The organism is Anaerobutyricum hallii DSM 3353, from assembly GCF_000173975.1.
In the GTDB taxonomy this organism is placed as follows: Bacteria; Bacillota; Clostridia; order Lachnospirales; family Lachnospiraceae; genus Anaerobutyricum; species Anaerobutyricum hallii.
Genome location: NZ_ACEP01000037.1, coordinates 1 through 17,009, shown reverse-complemented (window position 1 = coordinate 17,009; position 17,009 = coordinate 1). Strand labels below are relative to the sequence as shown.

Here is a 17,009-nt window from a genome sequence, read left to right as displayed (position 1 = left end):
CCTCCTGCGATACTTGAACACAAGCGCAAGATGATAGTATAGTAAGAATACTAAATGTGCATTATTATCTCAATTTTTTATTATCCGACTAAAGATACTATACTATAATCAGGATGCTCTATCAAGTAGGTATAGACGCAATTCATCTCCCACCTTAGAGGTCGGAGTCTTCTTGCTGTAAAAGGATAAAGACTGATATCCTGCACTCAGCATAGTAATCGGCATTACCATATTATTCTCCTGATATACTATCTCTTCAAATTGACTAGAATAATATATTTCTGGTGCATTATCTAATCCATTTATTTTCTTCATAAAGCAAGAAACGATAAACTTAAATGCCTCATATTCCTTAATTGGCATTTTCTTCTGAATCCATATCAATAAAAGCTGTGATCTCGGCTGGTATACCATAAGATATTTCTGTTGAAGCATCACCCTTCCCACTTGTTTTAAAATGAATATCATTCTGACTGATTCCTTTTGTTGAAACACTAGAAATACCTTTAAAAATTCCAGATATTGCCACTCCAATTGCTTCTAACATAGAACTTTTACCTGTGCCATTATCACCAATTAGGAGATTTACTCCTGGTGTGAAACTCAGTTCCATGTCTGTGATGGCTTTGAAATTTTTGACTGTTACTTTATTTAGATACATTTTTTCACCTCCCAATTAAATGAAGCCATCTTGACTTGTGCTGTAAAATTTCTCATTTAATTAATTTATGTTCTCTAGCAAGTCCTTCATTTAAAACTGCCACTTCAATATCCCATATTTTACGAATTTGAAGTAATCTAGCTTTTAACTCTGCCATTGGACCAACCAGCCACGTAATATCCTCTGCATTTTTTACAACAAGAATAAATTTTAATTTAGCCTCTTTCATCGCATTTATAGAATTTAAAGAATCCCCTACCTCTGAAGAATCTTGAAATCTGCTTAGAATTGTAGCCAAATAAATTTGTAGAGATGCGATAAACTTTTCCGTTATAGATGAATAATACTCTTCAAATTTATCTTGTTTTTCTTTAGACTCATATCTATTTGCTGCATTAGGACACGTTTTCTTTGCCTCCAAAAATACAATACTATTTTCATTATATTTTAAAACAAATTCTACTGTTTTTATTCCAGAACCAAGACTTTTATAGATTTTAGAATCCTCTATATGAAATAAATTTTTCTCATCAAATTCTCCAAAATCCATTTCAGACTCTCTTATTATTTTCACTTTAATGCCACCCCAATTTCTTCTCTATAAAGTTGGCGGAAAGTATCCATAATTGTGTTATGCTCTAATAATTCAAACTCCTTAGCTATCTCACACTGTACCTGATTCTTTTCATCTTTATACAAAGAAATATATTGAACATCGCTATCCTTCTCTCGCTTTACCTCAATATATTTAGACAGAAAATAATCATGAGTAGAGACAAATATTTGTACTCCTTCTTTTTCTAACATAATTAATAACTCTGCCAATACTGGGATATACTTAGGATTAATATTTGCTTCTGGTTCATCCCAAAACAACACAGACCCTTTTTCTAAAGTACCATTTTTAATTAACTGCCATAAAAGTGCTATCTTCCGAATTCCTTCTGCAACTAAATTAAACTCTAATTTAGCCTGCGTCCCTGGTTTTAAATAGAATCTATCATCTTGAACTGTTACTTTTCCATTACTGATTTTCTGTAAAATCTTTAAATATTTTTTTCTTGCTACAGAATCTACATCTGTGGAAATGTCAATTTTTGCTGCTGCAATAATATCTAGGTATGTGTCATCAAATTCTACATTTCCCATCTTTACTGCTGCATCCAGATTCCATGCGTTCGATAAAATCTCCTTTGCAGGAATGAATACACTAGTCGTACCTGACATTTGTTTTTCCCATTTTTCTTCTGATTTAACTTCTGCATCCCACTTTTTAGTTTTTGTCGAAAATGACATACCTATCTGGGCTATATCAGATTCTACTAGAACCCTCGCCGTATTTTCCCCATTCTTATTCCTATTTACTAAGCGTCCAATACCAGACTGGTCTGGACGAAAAAGCATCGTTGTTTTTTGAGAAAATGAGACATCATGCTTACGTGACTGACATGCTGCATATGCTAACTTCATAACATGTGTCTTTCCCATTCCATTTTCTCCGACCAGTATATTTAAACCTTTGCTAAAAGGAATTGTTATGTCTTCAAATACTGTAAAGTTTTCAATTTTGATTCTTGTTAATGGCATTTTCATCCTCCATAAGCTAACCTCACTTTTTTAATAGATATTTAATTGTCTTTCTCCTTATACCTTCTTCTATAATAATCCATTGTCCTATATTCCACAACATCTTTCATTTGCTTTATAAACACAGGATTGTCTAGTACCTCTTTCATCTCGTCTTTAAGAGCCAATGCCGCTCTTTCTTTTTTAACAAAAAAGCCTTTCCCTGACTCCAACAAATAGTGCACTGGCATTTTTAAAATTTTTTTCAAATGGTCTTTATCTGAAATTGCAAGATATTTTTCATAGGTAAGTTCTTTGTCAAGGTCTTTCCAATTCGTTCTTGTAGAAAAAAATGCCTTCCAGCTTGCCAGAAGCTGTTCTTCTGAAATTTCCTGACGCACATTTCCTTCATTATAAAATGCCCTAAGTACAGGCATCTTATAAACTTTTGACATACTCGTATTTTCTAGCGGGTTTATAAATTCTCTGCCATTTTCATTCTGGTAAAATACTTCTTCATTTGCTGTAAGTTCTTTTAAGCTTCTCTGATAACTTAGATATCTTTTAAATGGATTCTCTTTTGCATGTGTAATTGCCAATTCATAAATATCATCTTCCATATAGATAAACAGCTCCATTCGTGACGGTGTTCTTCCCAACAATTCCTTAACTCTAAAATATTCTTTTTGAATTTGCTCACTTATTTTCAGGTTCTTCTTGTCCATTTCGGCAAATAAGTCAATTATCTTCATATCGAAATCAATAAGACAATCATCCGGAAAATCAGATTGATTTAAAGAATAGTAGTTATTCTTTTCTGAAAGATTTTTTCCTGTTAACAAAAAGCGGGTTCGTCCTGCTTTTTCATAATTACCGATAAAATCCAATACATTGAGATATTCTTTTCCTTTACTTTTTCGAAGTCCTCTGCCAAGCTGTTGTAAAAATACAATTGGAGATTCTGTTGGTCGTAAAAATAAGACCATATCTACTGACGGTACATCTACCCCCCCCCCGCAGAAACACTATATTTTGTATTAAATGTGCATAATTATAGTACATTTAGCATTCAGTGGGACATCGCCCTATCTTTTTGGCAAAAGTAAATATGAAAATCCTTTATTTATAGGCTTTCTCCGACTTTTGCACTAATGTCACTATCCCTCTTTGCATTAGTCAAACAAACGAAATAGGGGTATCTATACCTTCGTAATTATATTCTTAGCCGCGCTCATAATTTTAGGACCATTCTTTTTTGCCACAATTACGCATGTTGTGAGTGCACCTAAAATAACTCTTCTCACATGCTTGGCAGCATTATCCATTTTCTTATGATCATCTCTATTCAGCTTTTTCTTTTGAAACTTCTCCGCCATCTGACAACACCTCCAATAATTTATCACCAGTAACTTCAAGTGCAACATAATTATATGATTTGCCACTTTCTACACATTGTTTCTTTTCGATTTCCACATACTGTGAAGCATGATTATAGAACATATCATCAAGATCAACGCCCCTGTGTGCCAACTCTATAGACTTAAGTTTACCAAAATCTATACTATCAAAAAAAGATATGCCATCTTCAAATATCTGTTCAACAGCAGCCATTTCACCTTTATATGCGTATGCTCCTGCAATCATCTTTGTAGCTTGCAAATACATTTCGTAGCATTCCTGGATATTTTCAATTTCATCATCCTTTTTGTTCTGATAATTATTATGAGCCAATGTATTTAAGAAAAGCACCACTCTACTCTCTGGTAAAGGTTCAAAATCCTCTATTCGGCGAACCATTGCTTTACCAATCTGCTCCCGGCCTAATAGTAAATTGTTGATTCCAAACCATATTTGCTTATTCCTATCATTTTCATCTTGTAGTGTCAAAGCAAGCATTATTTCTTTTCTTCCCGCTTCAATAAATGCTACTCTATCATCTTGCTGTCCTCGTTCAAGCATTTTAACTATCTGATAAGTTTCTTCTACTCTTTCTGACAACTGGGCCATTTGCTGTTGCATACATATATTATGATAACTATTGCAAATGTCTTGGAAAGGATTACCTTCTATAAATTCTTGCTGCTTAATTGGTAAGTCATCCACAAATCTATACTGTCCATTTTCAGCCTTTCTCATTAATATGGGCCATTCTATTCCAGTTGTTTTATTTTGATTAATAAAATACTCACCTGCTTCATATTGCTTTTGATACTGTGCTGGTATTTGAACAACATATTCGACACCCTTTTCTATTGTAGATGCAATTTCTGCGATGTTAACATATTGTGCCAATCTATCAACGGCGCCAGCAAAATCAATATTTGTCATTCCTTCATGAATTTTAAGAGTTTTATTACCTTTACTATCTAAAACAATCTCTCCTTCTAACTTTTCTGTTTCTTCAGTTAAAATAAGCTCCTTATTTACAATCATTTCACTGCGAATTTTCTCTATCAATGTTAAATTAGCCGGCAACCATTGAACTGAATCTAACTCATTTTTCCTTAACCACTTAGCTGACTCTGCCTCCTTCAGTACCAGCTTCCCAGTTATTGTTTCACACCAAAAGCATTCCATTGAAAGGCGGAAATTAGGATAATCGCATTCGATGGTATCAATCAGATCATATACTTCAATTTTTATATCCAATTTTTCTTCAATTCCACGTTTTAATGCCTGTTCCGATGTTTCCCCTTCTTCTATTTTTCCACCTGGGAATTCCCATTGACCTTTAAATTCTCCGTAGCCCCTTGCCGTAGCAAATATTTTATGCTTTTCTTTTACCGAATCACAAATAACTGCGGCAACAACTCTAATAATCTTCATTTACTGCCTCTCCTTAAGCTCTTTCAAGCGCATGAGCCATTTCCTGACAGTTCCAGATTTTATCATTTCCATAATAGCACCATCACAAAATCTCTCGCTTTGCACCATACCCATAAATAATGCCATAATACTTTGTGCATCCATATGGGAAACATCGGCATTTTCCATTGAACCTTGTCCCCATTCTAGACCTCGTTCTTTAAAAAGTTCTTCATATTTTGTCAACTCATATTCTGGATTTTCATGCTCAAACTCATAAACTACTTCTGTATATATTGGATATGGAAAGTGTATAGGGTCATCTTCCGTTCCTTTGTGTCCTTTATCTATTATCCATTCTCCAACACTGTTAGTTTCCAATAGTTCTAAAAGCCCTATGAACTTATCAAATTTTGTATCAACCATTCTATTCATCTGCTTTCAATTTTATTAACATCACAAAATGTATATTTACGGTTGTTCCATATCCACTTTTAAACCGGATTGAATAATGACTTCTCACTTCAATTTATTGTTAATCAATAATTATTTTAACCTACGGCCAAACAAATAAACGCTCCCTTTCTTTATTCATGAGTATTTTGTAACTCCTCGAACATAGCATGAGCCAAAGCACCCATGATTGCACGGTATTTTCCCGCATCCTCAAACAATTTTGTGTATGTTTCTGTACTTTCTATGTACGCTTCTTGTGCAGCATCATCAAAAAGTTGTGGGAAAATATTCTTTTCAAAAATCTGCCGTCCATCTGTCTTTGCTGCTTTTACCAACCTCTTGTTATTTTTTAATTTCTGGTGAAGTGTCGTAATTACAACTTTATCCCCTTCAGTAAAATTTCCCATATACTGTTCGTTTATCTTTTCAATAACTTTTTCTAGTGGACTAAGTGTTTCTACCATTTTTACAGGTTTCTTTAATTTAGCAGGTTCATAACTGCCCTTTTCTTCTTTCGTAAGCTCAATAGAACCTTCAAATGTTTTTTCAAGGTTATAATACTCAAGCTTTACTCTATCTGCAAGTTCAAAAGGAACTTTGGGGTCTGCTGGAATAACTTTAGCCAGATAAGAGCAGAAAACAAATTCTTCATGTAAAGGCTTATCAAACATACGAGCAATTTGAGTAATATAGCTATACCATTTAACAAATGTTCTGCAAAGTTTACGGAACTGGTATCTCTGTTCCTGATTCAATGCGTTATACTTCTGCTGAATCGGTAACAATGCATTTGTCACCGCTGCCTGAATCTTATTCGCCTTACGTTTATCTTCATCGAAATAAATTTTATTTACTTTTTCGATGTCAGTATCATCATAGATTTTAAAAGCACGCAACATCTTCTGTGTCTTGTAAATCAAATCAGTATTGATTTCCTGAGCCAATGATGTTTCCTGATAGAACGGCTGAAACGCTTTCAAAATATCTTCTTTTGTATTCACAAAATCAATGATAAATGTATCCTGTTTATCTGGATATGTACGGTTCAATCTGCTCAGTGTCTGAACCGCTTTTACACCACGTAATTTCTTATCAACAATCATTGTATGAAGTAATGGTTCATCAAATCCGGTCTGATATTTCTCAGCTACAATCAGAATATTTCCCTCATCATGGAATACCTGTTTTGTCTGTGATTCATTCACACCATTCAGCTTGCTTTCTGTCCATTCAATCTCTTTCTGGTCACCTGGGTCTTTGATAGAACCAGAGAACGCAGCCAAAATTTCCACATCATGATAACTATTTGATTCCAAATAGTTCTTAATCTCATGATAGTAACGAACCGCAGCAAGTCTCGATGCTGTTACAACCATCATCTTTCCTTTCCCTTTAATTTTCTGCTTCGTTATATTACGGAATGTTTCAACAATAATCGCTGATTTCTGCTGAATGTTATACGGATGCAGTTCTTCGTATCTCTTGATTGTCTTCAGTGCTTTTGACTGCGGAACATCTGGATTATCCTTTGTGTTCTTCGCAATCTGATAGCAAGTTTTATATGTTGTATAGTTTTGAAGAACATCCAGAATAAATCCTTCTTCGATTGCCTGACGCATCGAATATACATGGAATGGATGATAAGAACCATCATTCCATTCTGTACCGAACATCTCTAATGTCGCACCCTTTGGTGTTGCTGTAAACGCAAAGAATGAAAGATTCTTATGTTTTCCATGAGCAATCATTTCACGTACCAGACGGTCATTGTCATCTAACAATTCATTCTCAACTTTTCCTTCCAATTCCGCATACTCTTTCAGAGCATCTGACACATCCGCAAGTGCAGCCTTCAATTTCATTGCCGAAGAACCAGTCTGTGAAGAATGTGCTTCATCCACGATAATCGCAAACCGCTTATCTGTTGTATCATCTACTTCTTCATAAATGACCGGGAATTTCTGCAATGTTGTTACAATGATTCTTTTTCCAGCATTCAAAGCATCCTTTAAATCCTTAGAAGATTTCTTTTCATCGATTGCACATACACTACCAAGTGTATGGTCAAATCCAGTGATTGTTTCTTGTAACTGTGCATCCAGATTGCGTCTGTCAGTTACGATAACAACCGATGTAAATATAGGTTCATTATCATCATTATGCAAGGATGCCAAACGATACGCTGTCCATGCAATAGAATTTGACTTTCCTGAACCTGCTGAGTGCTGAATCAGATAATTATTTCCTGAACCATTCTCACGCACATCAGCAATCAGCTTACGTACTACATCCAGCTGATGAAATCTAGGGAAAATCAGACGCTTCTTTGTGACATTCTTTCCATCTTTCTTTTCGGTCTTCACCTCAAAGCTGATGAACTTCTGGATAATATCCAGCAAACTATCTTTCTGTAATACGTTTTCCCAGATATAAGATGTCACATAATTATCATCTTCTGCCTGCGGATTACCTGCACCACCGTCATTTCCGGCACCATTGGAACCCTGATTGAATGGCAAGAAATATGTATCTGTACCTTTTAACTCAGTAGTCATCCATGCTTCGTAAAGGTCTACTGCAAAATACGCCAGAATACGATGATTCAGCCAAAATGCAGGTTCCCTCTGGTCACGGTCATACTGCCACTGCAATTTTGCATTGTCCACTGTCTGACCTGTCAGCTGATTTTTTAATTCAATCGCAACCACTGGAATACCATTAATTGCAAGCATCATATCAACTGAATTGTTGTTCTGCTCTGAATAATGCCACTGTCTGATACACTGACACACATTCTGCTCATATCTTTTTACAGCAACATCATTCAGAGTGGATTCAGGCTTGAAATAGCAAACCTTAAAATCCATTCCACGATGTTTAAATCCATGTCGCATGACAGACAGCAAGCCATCCATCTGTACGGCGTCTTCAAAACATTTATAAAACTTCTTGTATGGGTCAGAGTTACACTGTTTTTCAAAACGCTGCCACATAATTGGCTGGGTTGCTTTCACAAACCCAACCAACGTATGAATATCCAACGCCATACCAGAAGATGAGGTATATCCAGCATCTGTTGCCTTTTCATATCCACCAGCAGATGAGATAAGAAAGGCTTCGATATTGGATTCAAACTGTTTTTCATTTTCAGCCATAGGTTATACCACCTTTCTTTTTCCTGTTACCACTTCGTAAATCAGTGATTTTTTGTATGCTTCAAGGTCATTGATAAGAGATTCTTTTTCAGAAATGAGGGAATCAAGTTCAAATATTTTATTGTCCAACCACTTTACTAATTCTTCTTGAATTGTAATTGATGGATATGGCATATATATATTTCTATAATTGGTCTGAGTCATTCCCGGTAATGTTGTTTGAGAAATATATTTGTTATAATCAAAACAACTAGCAACATAATAAAAATATTTAAGTTCAATTTTATTATTTATCGGGATAGTGTTAAATGCTGTGTCAACATTCCAGTATTTACCCTCTATATAATGAGGAATATGTAAGGTGGCTCCTTTTCTCCCAAGTAAAACCGTTGGCCCTTCTTTATATTCACCGCATGTCTTAAAACTTTTTGCTCCACTCCCATATACTGGAATTTTCCCTTCTGTCGATGGGTTTGACCCATTTTCAATTTTAATGACATATTTTGTTTTGATGATTTCCCAATCTAACGGAATTTTACCAATCCAATACACACCACTGTCTTTCATCTCAACATTTTTATCAAGACCTTTTGTCACTGCTTCAAAAATTACAGACTGTTTCAGTTCCTTATATTCATAAATACTTGCCTTTGCTTCTGCAATGATTTCATCAATTTGGGAACAAGTCTTATCCAAATAATCGGCAATGACCTGCTGTTCGGATAGTGTTGGTGCTACAATCATTATCTTCTTGAAATCCTGATATTTAAGCGTTTTTCGTATGCCACTTCCTAATCCATGAAAAACTTGTTGATAATCATAAGATTTTAACAAATAAAGCACAAATCTAGGATTTATTTTATTTTCATCAGGCTGTATAGCTAAATATGCAGATGTAATAATTCCGCTTTCATTTACAATAGCTACTCTTTGTGATACGAAATCATAATTCAAATTCAATCCATTAATCATAATGGTATTTTTTCTAACGATTGTATATGAGCTTAAAGTCTCTTTTAAATTATTATCCACATCACCAACTTGCTTTTTGTCAACAATTTCACCATACTTAAACGAAAAAGCATTTGTAAATTTCAAGTCCGTGTTTTTTTCTTTCACCTCACTAAACACTCCATTAGCTGGAAAAATCGTCCACGAACTTGGAATATCTCCAATCCATTCAATACCACTATCTTTCATTTCTGTTTCAGGCCTAATTACAGTCTTCATAATTATTTACCTCCGAACAAATTATGCAATTTTGCCATCAAACTCTTTTCATAATATTCAATACGTGCTGCAATCACATCTGATGGTTCAATTTGTTGGTATTCATAGAATGTTCTGGTGAATGGTATTTCATATCCCACTTTTGTTTTGGCCTTATCAATCCAAGCTTGTGGATTATATGGAATAACCTCACGTTCAAAGTAGGCATCAATATCTTCTGCTAATGGCACATTCTCCGTATCACGTTTCGACTTATCAACTACTGGTTTCTTTTTCTTCATGACAATATTGCCATCTTCATCCAACTGTGGTGTTTCTACTACAATTTTGTTATAGCCAAGGTCAATGGCATCCATGACCTTACTCTTTACAATGATTGCATTATCATTTTCATCTACGCCATTATATGTCTCATCTACATAAGCACCATACGCTTTAATAATCAAATCACGACAAGCCTTTGTAATATCTACATTCTTTGAACCAATATTCTTACGTCTAGATGAACAACAAGCAGATGCATCAATCAGCTGTACTTTACCCTGATGTGTTACAGGCTTATTCTTCATTACAATCCAGATATATGTTGCAATACCAGTATTATAAAAAGCATTGTTCGGTAACTGCACAATCGCATCCAGCCAATCATTTTCGATTAAATATCTACGAATTTCAGAAGGACCGCTCCCTGCATCACCATTGAATAAAGAGGAACCGTTCTGGATAATTGCCATCTGTCCATCATCTTTTAACTTTGCAAGACCGTTCAGCATGAACAGAAGCTGTCCATCACCCTTTGCTGGCAGTCCCGGTGCAAATCTTCCGGCAGTACCTTTCTTAAATTCCGCTGTGACCTCTTTTTCCTCACGTTTCCACGGAATACCGAACGGCGGATTGCTGATAATATAATCAAACTTATATCCGCTGAACTTGTCATCAGACAAAGTATCACCGAACTGCATATTGTTAGGGTCACCGCCACGGATAAGCATATCAGCCTTTGCAATACCGAATGTAAATGGATTGAACTCCTGACCGAATACAGTAACGTCTGCATCCGCATCCATCTGTTTCAATCTTTCTTCCATACAGGTAAGCATCTGAGATGTTCCCATGGTCATATCATAAACCGTTTTTGAGATTCCATCACCTGTAAATGCTGATTCATCTCCAGCCACAAGAAGGTCACTCATAAGATAAATGATGTCACGACTTGTAAAATGTGCTCCGGCTTCTTCATTGTATGATTCAGAAAATCTACGAACAAGATTTTCAAATATATATCCCATATCAACAGCACTGATTTTCTCAGGTGAAAAATCGCCCTTATCTGTACAGAAATCAGAGATTACTTGATACAGAAGACCAGCTTCTTCCATGTGCTTAATCTGAGAATCAAAATCCATACGTGCAAGAATATCCTGTACATTATCAGAAAATCCATTTAGATATGCCTTAAAATTATCTACGATATTTTCAGGATCAGCAATCAATGTCTTGAACGTAAATGGACTCGTATTGTAAAATTGATAGCCTGATGATTTACGCAAGAAACCATCTTTTACAGCCAACTTTTCTACTTTCTTGTATGTATCAAGAACTGCCTGATGTGTTAGCAGTAAACAATCATGGAAACGCTTGATTACTGTCATAGGTAGAATAACCAAACCGTATTCATGCGGTTTGTATGCTCCTACAAGGTCATCTGCAACAGACCATATGAGAGCTGCTGTATCATTGGAATTTTTTCCAACATTTGTGATTAAATCATTACTGTTCATCTTATTTATCTCCTAGTATAGTATTTTGGTAATTTTATGAAAATTTTATCATAAAATATTAGAAAAGCCCATACTTTTTCAAGTATGAGCTTCCAATATTTTCATTGAACCATTTTTTATCTTTTTATAAATTTTGCATTTATTGTATTTTTCAGTCTCATCAGATATATTGAAAATCTGTTTAAATTATATATGTTAAACATAATCCTGTATCTGTATATGAAATATCTGTTTTTCTATTATACGTATCCGTATCAGACTATAATTATATTTATTTTTGTTACACACCAGGAAGTTATTCAAATATCATATTCTTCTTCACAATTAATACAAAGTGTTCCTGAGCCACCTCGCATTTGTTCAGGATACTTACACCCACATGCTGCACACACACATCCATTTTCGTTTGTAACCATACAACTATCACATAACGTATTCCCTTCATTGTCTCTTTGATTTACTTCCCATTCATATCCTATTTTTTTCCACATTCAGAACAATAATATACATCAAATTCAGAATCCTCATCCTCATATCCATCCTCTTTAATAAATGTTTCATGAATCTTTGCATCCTGATAATCAAAATCCTCATTCCAATTAATTGTTGTATCCACTTTTCTTGTAACTGATACATCAACTCTACCACTACACTCATGCATTCTTCCTGGAGAAGTAATTATATCTTCTGTATTATTATCTATTCCCCAGCAATCATATGACACACCAAACATTTTTATAAAATATGAGATAATATATGTCGCTATTCCAGAATCTACATCTATTCTTTCATAACCATTATATTCAACTTCATCCAATTTCCATTCTTCTACTCCCTCAGAACCAATATGTGAAATATCCACGTGGAGAAAACTTATTCCTGAATAAGCAATTTCACTCCAAATTGAATCAAATACTTCCATATGTACTTCTTCTACAAAAGACTCATCTGTAGCATTCAAAATCATTGATGTTGCATCTGGAGCTTCAATATTAAATTCCCTAGCAATTGCTTGATATAAATCATATCCAATCATAGGAATTAATTTTAAACTTTCACCACTATTTTTTATATTTTTAGTTTTATGTGAAAATTCTTTAATCAATTCTTTTCTAAAAAGGATTGAACCATCATCTAATTTTTCCCACCAATCTTCTTTTACATCATCTGTAACAAAAATAACATTTTTATTATTCAATACGGCATATTCATATGTCTCAGCCCAAACAAGTAAATCCCCATATTTACTAATGCCATCTTTGTATCCTGGAGGCATTTTCTTCTTATATCGATACTGACCTTCCTGACACTGTTTATATATAAACGCTGCTGAAGGAGCTGGCATTTTTGAAAATTTATTTACCAAATCAAACACTTTGTCTATTTCCCAATTATTTAAAAAATCTAGATTTTGATGTTCTATGAAATATAAATCAAATTTATCTTCAATTTCTGTAATTTTTCCTATTAATTCATTAAAGAGCTTATCTATATCTGGATAACCATCTTTAGATAATTCTCTACATTGTCCCTTTATTTTATTTTCTATAGTCGAAATAAGTTGACGACATAGTTCAGCCGAATTCTCTATAGATTTTACCTTTTTTGCATACTCATCTTTTCTGTGCTTTTCATATTCCCACTGCACATTAAATGGAATACAAATATAATCTTTTATACTGTTCAAACATTCTAAGACAAATTCCGCATAATCTGGGGATGAACGATATATCTTCAAAAGTATGTTTGCATCTAATACAACAATATAATTTTTATTTTGAAGAAGTTCTTTTATTGCAATCATTGGATTACTCTGTCTTTCCTTATCATTATCCATAATAATCCGTTCTCTTTCCAAACCTCTTTTTATTTTTTTATCCATGTATAACCTCTTTTTATAATACTTCTCATTCATTATAAGTTCCATTTAATTTTTCATAATATAACATGTTTTTTCCTCCCAAATACTTTTCTCATTTGTTTTCTTATTGGTGATTTTTCACGTTCTTTTTTATATATTTAAGAAAAATTGTAACATATTTTTCCAATTTCACCATAAAAAACACGCAATTCCAGATAATATTTATCCAAAATTGCGTGTTATATTTTTATAGAAATCTCTAAGAGACCCTTAACAATCTATTCAGAAACCTGTAAAAACCCTTAGAAACCTTTAAAATATCAAAAATGAATTCTTTATCAATAAAATAATAATTTTAGAAAAATTCACATGGATACCTATTTGGGAATTCCCTTAGAGTCCTTTTACATCTATTCTGGAACCCCCCAGTATTCGTTTTGGAACCCTCTCGGAACCTCCTAGTATCTATTCGGAACCCTCTTGGAACCCCCTGACCTACATTTTGGAACCCCCTCACGGATATTTTCTATCTATAATCCCCCGACACTTCCATATAACTCCGCTTCCCACGAATATAATCCTCATATGCTATTTCCGGATCTTTGCCCTTGAATACTGTACAAAGTCCGCACATATCACAATCGGCGATGCATGGAAATGTTTTTTGGATGTATTGTCGTCTTTCTTCTTCTGTAGAAACTTCAATTTCTGGTGGTCGCATAATTAACTTCACCTGCCTTGTTATCTTACCAGCCCGGTATGACTTCGGTATTCTTCGTTTAATTGGCGGAGTTCTTTTTCGCCATTAATGTATGGTTCATAAAAAGCATCTACCAGCCCACCGCCTAAGTTGTCACAGCCATTGCAGAAGTCACAGGCTCCCCCGCACTGGCTGAGTCCTTCCTGTACGATACGGATTCGTTCTTCTTTTGTTGTCTCTTTTATTAATATGCTTTTGATTTCCATGTGACATCTTCCTTTCTATTCTATTTCTAATTTTACATTTATTCTATAGATTTACTATAGATTATAACACACGCGTCTTTTTTTCACCACAAAAAGCATCCAGTCTTGAATACTTTTTATATCAAGTCCGAATGTTTTCTCATTTTATTTTTCAAATATCTGGTTCAGTACTTCCCCAATATCCGCCCCAACACAAATCGACTTTTCTTTGATTTCTGTCGGTGCTGCCGCTTCATTCAAGTTAATGCACGCATAAGTTGCATCATCCCAGCTATCCGTCATATTCCAAAAGTTATATTTTATAATTCCCGGTGTATTATAGCCGGTTCCTAATTCTAAAAATACTGTTTTGGTGTGCTTGTGTCTGCGTAAAAATTCGCTATAGCGTTCGGCGGCATTATGCCAGCCTTCATCTTCCACAAAGGTATTATCTGCGCGAAGGTTCATGCTCATTGGTTTGCCGCATTTGGGGCAAACAGGAACAAGTTCTGATGGAATTGCCATTTTAGGAATGATTCCTTCTGGCAGAGTTAATTCTTTTTCTGTTTTTAGCTGTCGCATTGGTTGCAAATGTAACGTGTTTGTGCTTTTTTCTATTCTTGTCCCAATCACAAAGCCCTGTGCCTCGACCATTTTCCTAATCTCTTCTTCATTATCATAGGTCTCCTGATGGCAAGGAACACTACATTGAAAAAGGCCGTAATCGCCCTGTGTATAAAAAAGGCGGTACTTATCAAATCCAGCTTTTTGAAAGCAATGGTCTACATTGGTAGTGAGTACAAAATAATCTTTCTCTTTTACTAAATCATAGAGTTTTTCATATACCGGTTTTGGGGCATCCATATATCGATTAATATAAATGTATCTGCTCCAGTATGCCCAGTGTTCTTCGAAGCTTTCAAATGGATAAAATCCTCCAGAATACATATCCTGAAATCCGTATTTTTTCTGAAAATCAGAGAAATATTTTGTGAATCGGTCGCCGGTATAAGTGAATCCTGCTGAAGTAGAAAGTCCTGCTCCCGACCCGATAATAATCGTATCTGCTTCTTCTATTTTTTCTTTTAATTGTTCTATTTTATTGAAGGATTCCTTCGTAGATTGCTTTGTCCAAATCTTTGAAAACATTGAATATCACCTTTCTTACACTTGTATTTTGTTTGAGAAATTCTTTGACAGTTGCAACTGCAATTTGGGCTGCTTTTTCATTTGGGAAATGAAATTCCCCTGTCGAAATACAGCAAAATGCTACACTTTCAAGTCCATTTTCTGCCGCAAGAGCAAGACAGGATGTATAACAGGATTTTAAAAGTTCACAGTCTTTTTTTGTAACTGTTCCTTGTATAATCGGACCGACAGTATGTAAAATGTATTTACATGGCAAATTATAAGCTTTTGTAATCTTTGCCTTACCTGTTGCTTCAGCATATCCTTGTTCTTCAATAATTTCCGCACATTCTTCTCGTAGCTGCATTCCTGCAAATGTATGAATACAGTTGTCAATGCAACGATGATTTGGAACGTAACAGCCAGTCATACCACTATTTGCTGCATTTACAATCGCATCACATGCAAGCTTTGTAATATCTCCCTGCCAGAGAATAATCCCCGGCTGGATTTCCCCTAAATTGTCTGGCTCCACAATGCCTTTCCGCTTCTTTTCTTCCTGTAAATATGCATCCTGCACTTCTAAAACTTCTTTTCTTACAGGATGCGGCATGCGGATATTCATAAGTCCCCGAAGAAGCAGCCGCTGTTCCTCTGTATTCGTTGGAATCTCCATTCCACGATATTGTGCATTTTCTTTTAAAAGTTCCTGTATTAAATAAATTCGTCGTTCTGATTGATTCATCATGCACTTTCCTTTCTTTTTGCTATATTTTTCTGCTTACTATACCTTCTATTTGTTATATCTTGGGATTGCATTATTACGTTAAAAAAGTCCGTTATACCTCAAGATAGCACTATTATATCGAAAAATTTGCAAGAAAAAAAGTACGCACAAATTGATTACATAGTTACCTGGAAGTAACTGTGCTTTTTTATAATATTTATCCTTTTCCAGAGAATGTCACGCTAAGATTAACATAGTTAGTTTTACGACAAATGATAATTTTAATATAGAGGTATTTTCAGATGAAGGAACCACAATTACTACAGACAAAAGCTTATGATTATTTAATTGACCTGATTAAAAAAGGGAAATTAAAAACGGATAAAATCTATTCTTTAAATCAGCTTGCTAAGGATGCTGGATTTTCAAAAATTCCATTTCGTGATGCTGTATTGCGTCTTGAACAGGAACGTTATATCGACATCCTTCCAAGCAGAGGATTTACTCTCCATAAAATGACCAAAGAAGACATTATCGAAACATATCAGATGAGAAATAATAATTTCGACCATCGCCAAAGACAGCCCGTAAGAAATAATCTAACCCCTATATGTGACCTCGGAGCAAGTGTTGAATACGAGCGCTAAAGCGAGCATTCAACACGCCGCGACTAAAGTCACATATAGGGGTTAGA

The 17,009-nt window shown here is 34.8% G+C and carries 17 protein-coding genes and 1 pseudogene; 1 reads left to right on the top strand and 17 read right to left on the bottom strand.

Annotated elements, in window-relative coordinates:
• Nucleotides 1-108: 108 nt before the first annotated feature.
• The 17 genes and pseudogenes from EUBHAL_RS03140 to EUBHAL_RS03060 all read right to left on the bottom strand — a co-directional run bounded on the left by EUBHAL_RS03140 (nucleotide 109) and on the right by EUBHAL_RS03060 (nucleotide 16,333).
• Entirely contained in the window at nucleotides 109-363 is a 255-nt protein-coding gene (locus EUBHAL_RS03140) for a hypothetical protein (protein WP_005344774.1), read from the bottom strand.
• Complete coding sequence (locus EUBHAL_RS03135) at nucleotides 353-661, bottom strand: ATP-binding protein (protein WP_005344769.1); 309 nt, start codon at nucleotides 659-661, stop codon at nucleotides 353-355. The genes EUBHAL_RS03140 and EUBHAL_RS03135 overlap by 11 nt, the downstream gene beginning before the upstream one ends.
• A gap of 52 nt (nucleotides 662-713) precedes the next feature.
• Complete coding sequence (locus EUBHAL_RS03130; protein WP_005344763.1) at nucleotides 714-1,235, bottom strand: hypothetical protein; 522 nt, start codon at nucleotides 1,233-1,235, stop codon at nucleotides 714-716.
• Complete coding sequence (locus tag EUBHAL_RS03125; RefSeq protein WP_044921714.1) at nucleotides 1,232-2,248, bottom strand: AAA family ATPase; 1,017 nt, start codon at nucleotides 2,246-2,248, stop codon at nucleotides 1,232-1,234. Before EUBHAL_RS03125 ends, EUBHAL_RS03130 begins: the two co-directional genes overlap by 4 nt.
• A gap of 41 nt (nucleotides 2,249-2,289) precedes the next feature.
• A complete protein-coding gene (locus EUBHAL_RS03120) occupies nucleotides 2,290-3,213 on the bottom strand; it encodes a helicase C-terminal domain-containing protein (RefSeq protein WP_005344761.1) in 924 nt (307 codons plus the stop codon).
• Between the two features lie 213 nt (nucleotides 3,214-3,426).
• A complete protein-coding gene (locus EUBHAL_RS03115; RefSeq protein WP_005344760.1) occupies nucleotides 3,427-3,603 on the bottom strand; it encodes a hypothetical protein in 177 nt (58 codons plus the stop codon).
• Nucleotides 3,604-4,657: 1,054 nt separating this feature from the next.
• A pseudogene (locus EUBHAL_RS16670) lies at nucleotides 4,658-5,053 on the bottom strand ((deoxy)nucleoside triphosphate pyrophosphohydrolase); the annotation flags it as partial.
• Complete coding sequence (locus EUBHAL_RS03105) at nucleotides 5,054-5,458, bottom strand: DUF6508 domain-containing protein (protein WP_005344755.1); 405 nt, start codon at nucleotides 5,456-5,458, stop codon at nucleotides 5,054-5,056.
• A gap of 161 nt (nucleotides 5,459-5,619) precedes the next feature.
• Nucleotides 5,620-8,643, bottom strand: a complete 3,024-nt coding sequence (locus EUBHAL_RS03100; RefSeq protein WP_005344751.1) for a type I restriction endonuclease subunit R — start codon at nucleotides 8,641-8,643, stop codon at nucleotides 5,620-5,622.
• Nucleotides 8,644-8,646: 3 nt separating this feature from the next.
• Nucleotides 8,647-9,873: a restriction endonuclease subunit S gene (locus tag EUBHAL_RS03095; protein ID WP_005344749.1), complete on the bottom strand. Its 1,227-nt coding sequence runs from the start codon at nucleotides 9,871-9,873 to the stop codon at nucleotides 8,647-8,649.
• 2 nt (nucleotides 9,874-9,875) lie between these two features.
• The gene (locus tag EUBHAL_RS03090; protein WP_005344748.1) at nucleotides 9,876-11,654 is read right to left on the bottom strand and encodes a type I restriction-modification system subunit M; all 1,779 of its coding nucleotides are present in this window, start codon (nucleotides 11,652-11,654) and stop codon (nucleotides 9,876-9,878) included.
• A gap of 299 nt (nucleotides 11,655-11,953) precedes the next feature.
• Nucleotides 11,954-12,145: a hypothetical protein gene (locus EUBHAL_RS03085; protein WP_005344747.1), complete on the bottom strand. Its 192-nt coding sequence runs from the start codon at nucleotides 12,143-12,145 to the stop codon at nucleotides 11,954-11,956.
• Nucleotides 12,130-13,581: a PIN-like domain-containing protein gene (locus tag EUBHAL_RS03080; RefSeq protein WP_005344745.1), complete on the bottom strand. Its 1,452-nt coding sequence runs from the start codon at nucleotides 13,579-13,581 to the stop codon at nucleotides 12,130-12,132. The genes EUBHAL_RS03085 and EUBHAL_RS03080 overlap by 16 nt, the downstream gene beginning before the upstream one ends.
• Before the next feature lie 460 nt (nucleotides 13,582-14,041).
• Nucleotides 14,042-14,236, bottom strand: coding sequence for a hypothetical protein (locus EUBHAL_RS03075; protein ID WP_005344744.1), 195 nt, complete (start codon nucleotides 14,234-14,236; stop codon nucleotides 14,042-14,044).
• 20 nt (nucleotides 14,237-14,256) lie between these two features.
• Nucleotides 14,257-14,481, bottom strand: a complete 225-nt coding sequence (locus tag EUBHAL_RS03070; protein ID WP_005344742.1) for a hypothetical protein — start codon at nucleotides 14,479-14,481, stop codon at nucleotides 14,257-14,259.
• 144 nt (nucleotides 14,482-14,625) lie between these two features.
• The gene (locus tag EUBHAL_RS03065; RefSeq protein ID WP_005344740.1) at nucleotides 14,626-15,609 is read right to left on the bottom strand and encodes an SIR2 family NAD-dependent protein deacylase; all 984 of its coding nucleotides are present in this window, start codon (nucleotides 15,607-15,609) and stop codon (nucleotides 14,626-14,628) included.
• Nucleotides 15,560-16,333 (bottom strand): protein-ADP-ribose hydrolase, encoded by a 774-nt coding sequence (locus tag EUBHAL_RS03060; protein WP_044921719.1) that lies wholly within the window; start codon nucleotides 16,331-16,333, stop codon nucleotides 15,560-15,562. The genes EUBHAL_RS03065 and EUBHAL_RS03060 overlap by 50 nt, the downstream gene beginning before the upstream one ends.
• Before the next feature lie 284 nt (nucleotides 16,334-16,617).
• On the opposite strand from EUBHAL_RS03060, the gene EUBHAL_RS03055 reads away from it, so the two are divergent.
• On the top strand, nucleotides 16,618-16,962 hold the full coding sequence (locus EUBHAL_RS03055; protein WP_005344732.1) for a GntR family transcriptional regulator: 345 nt from the start codon (nucleotides 16,618-16,620) through the stop codon (nucleotides 16,960-16,962).
• Nucleotides 16,963-17,009: the final 47 nt, after the last annotated feature.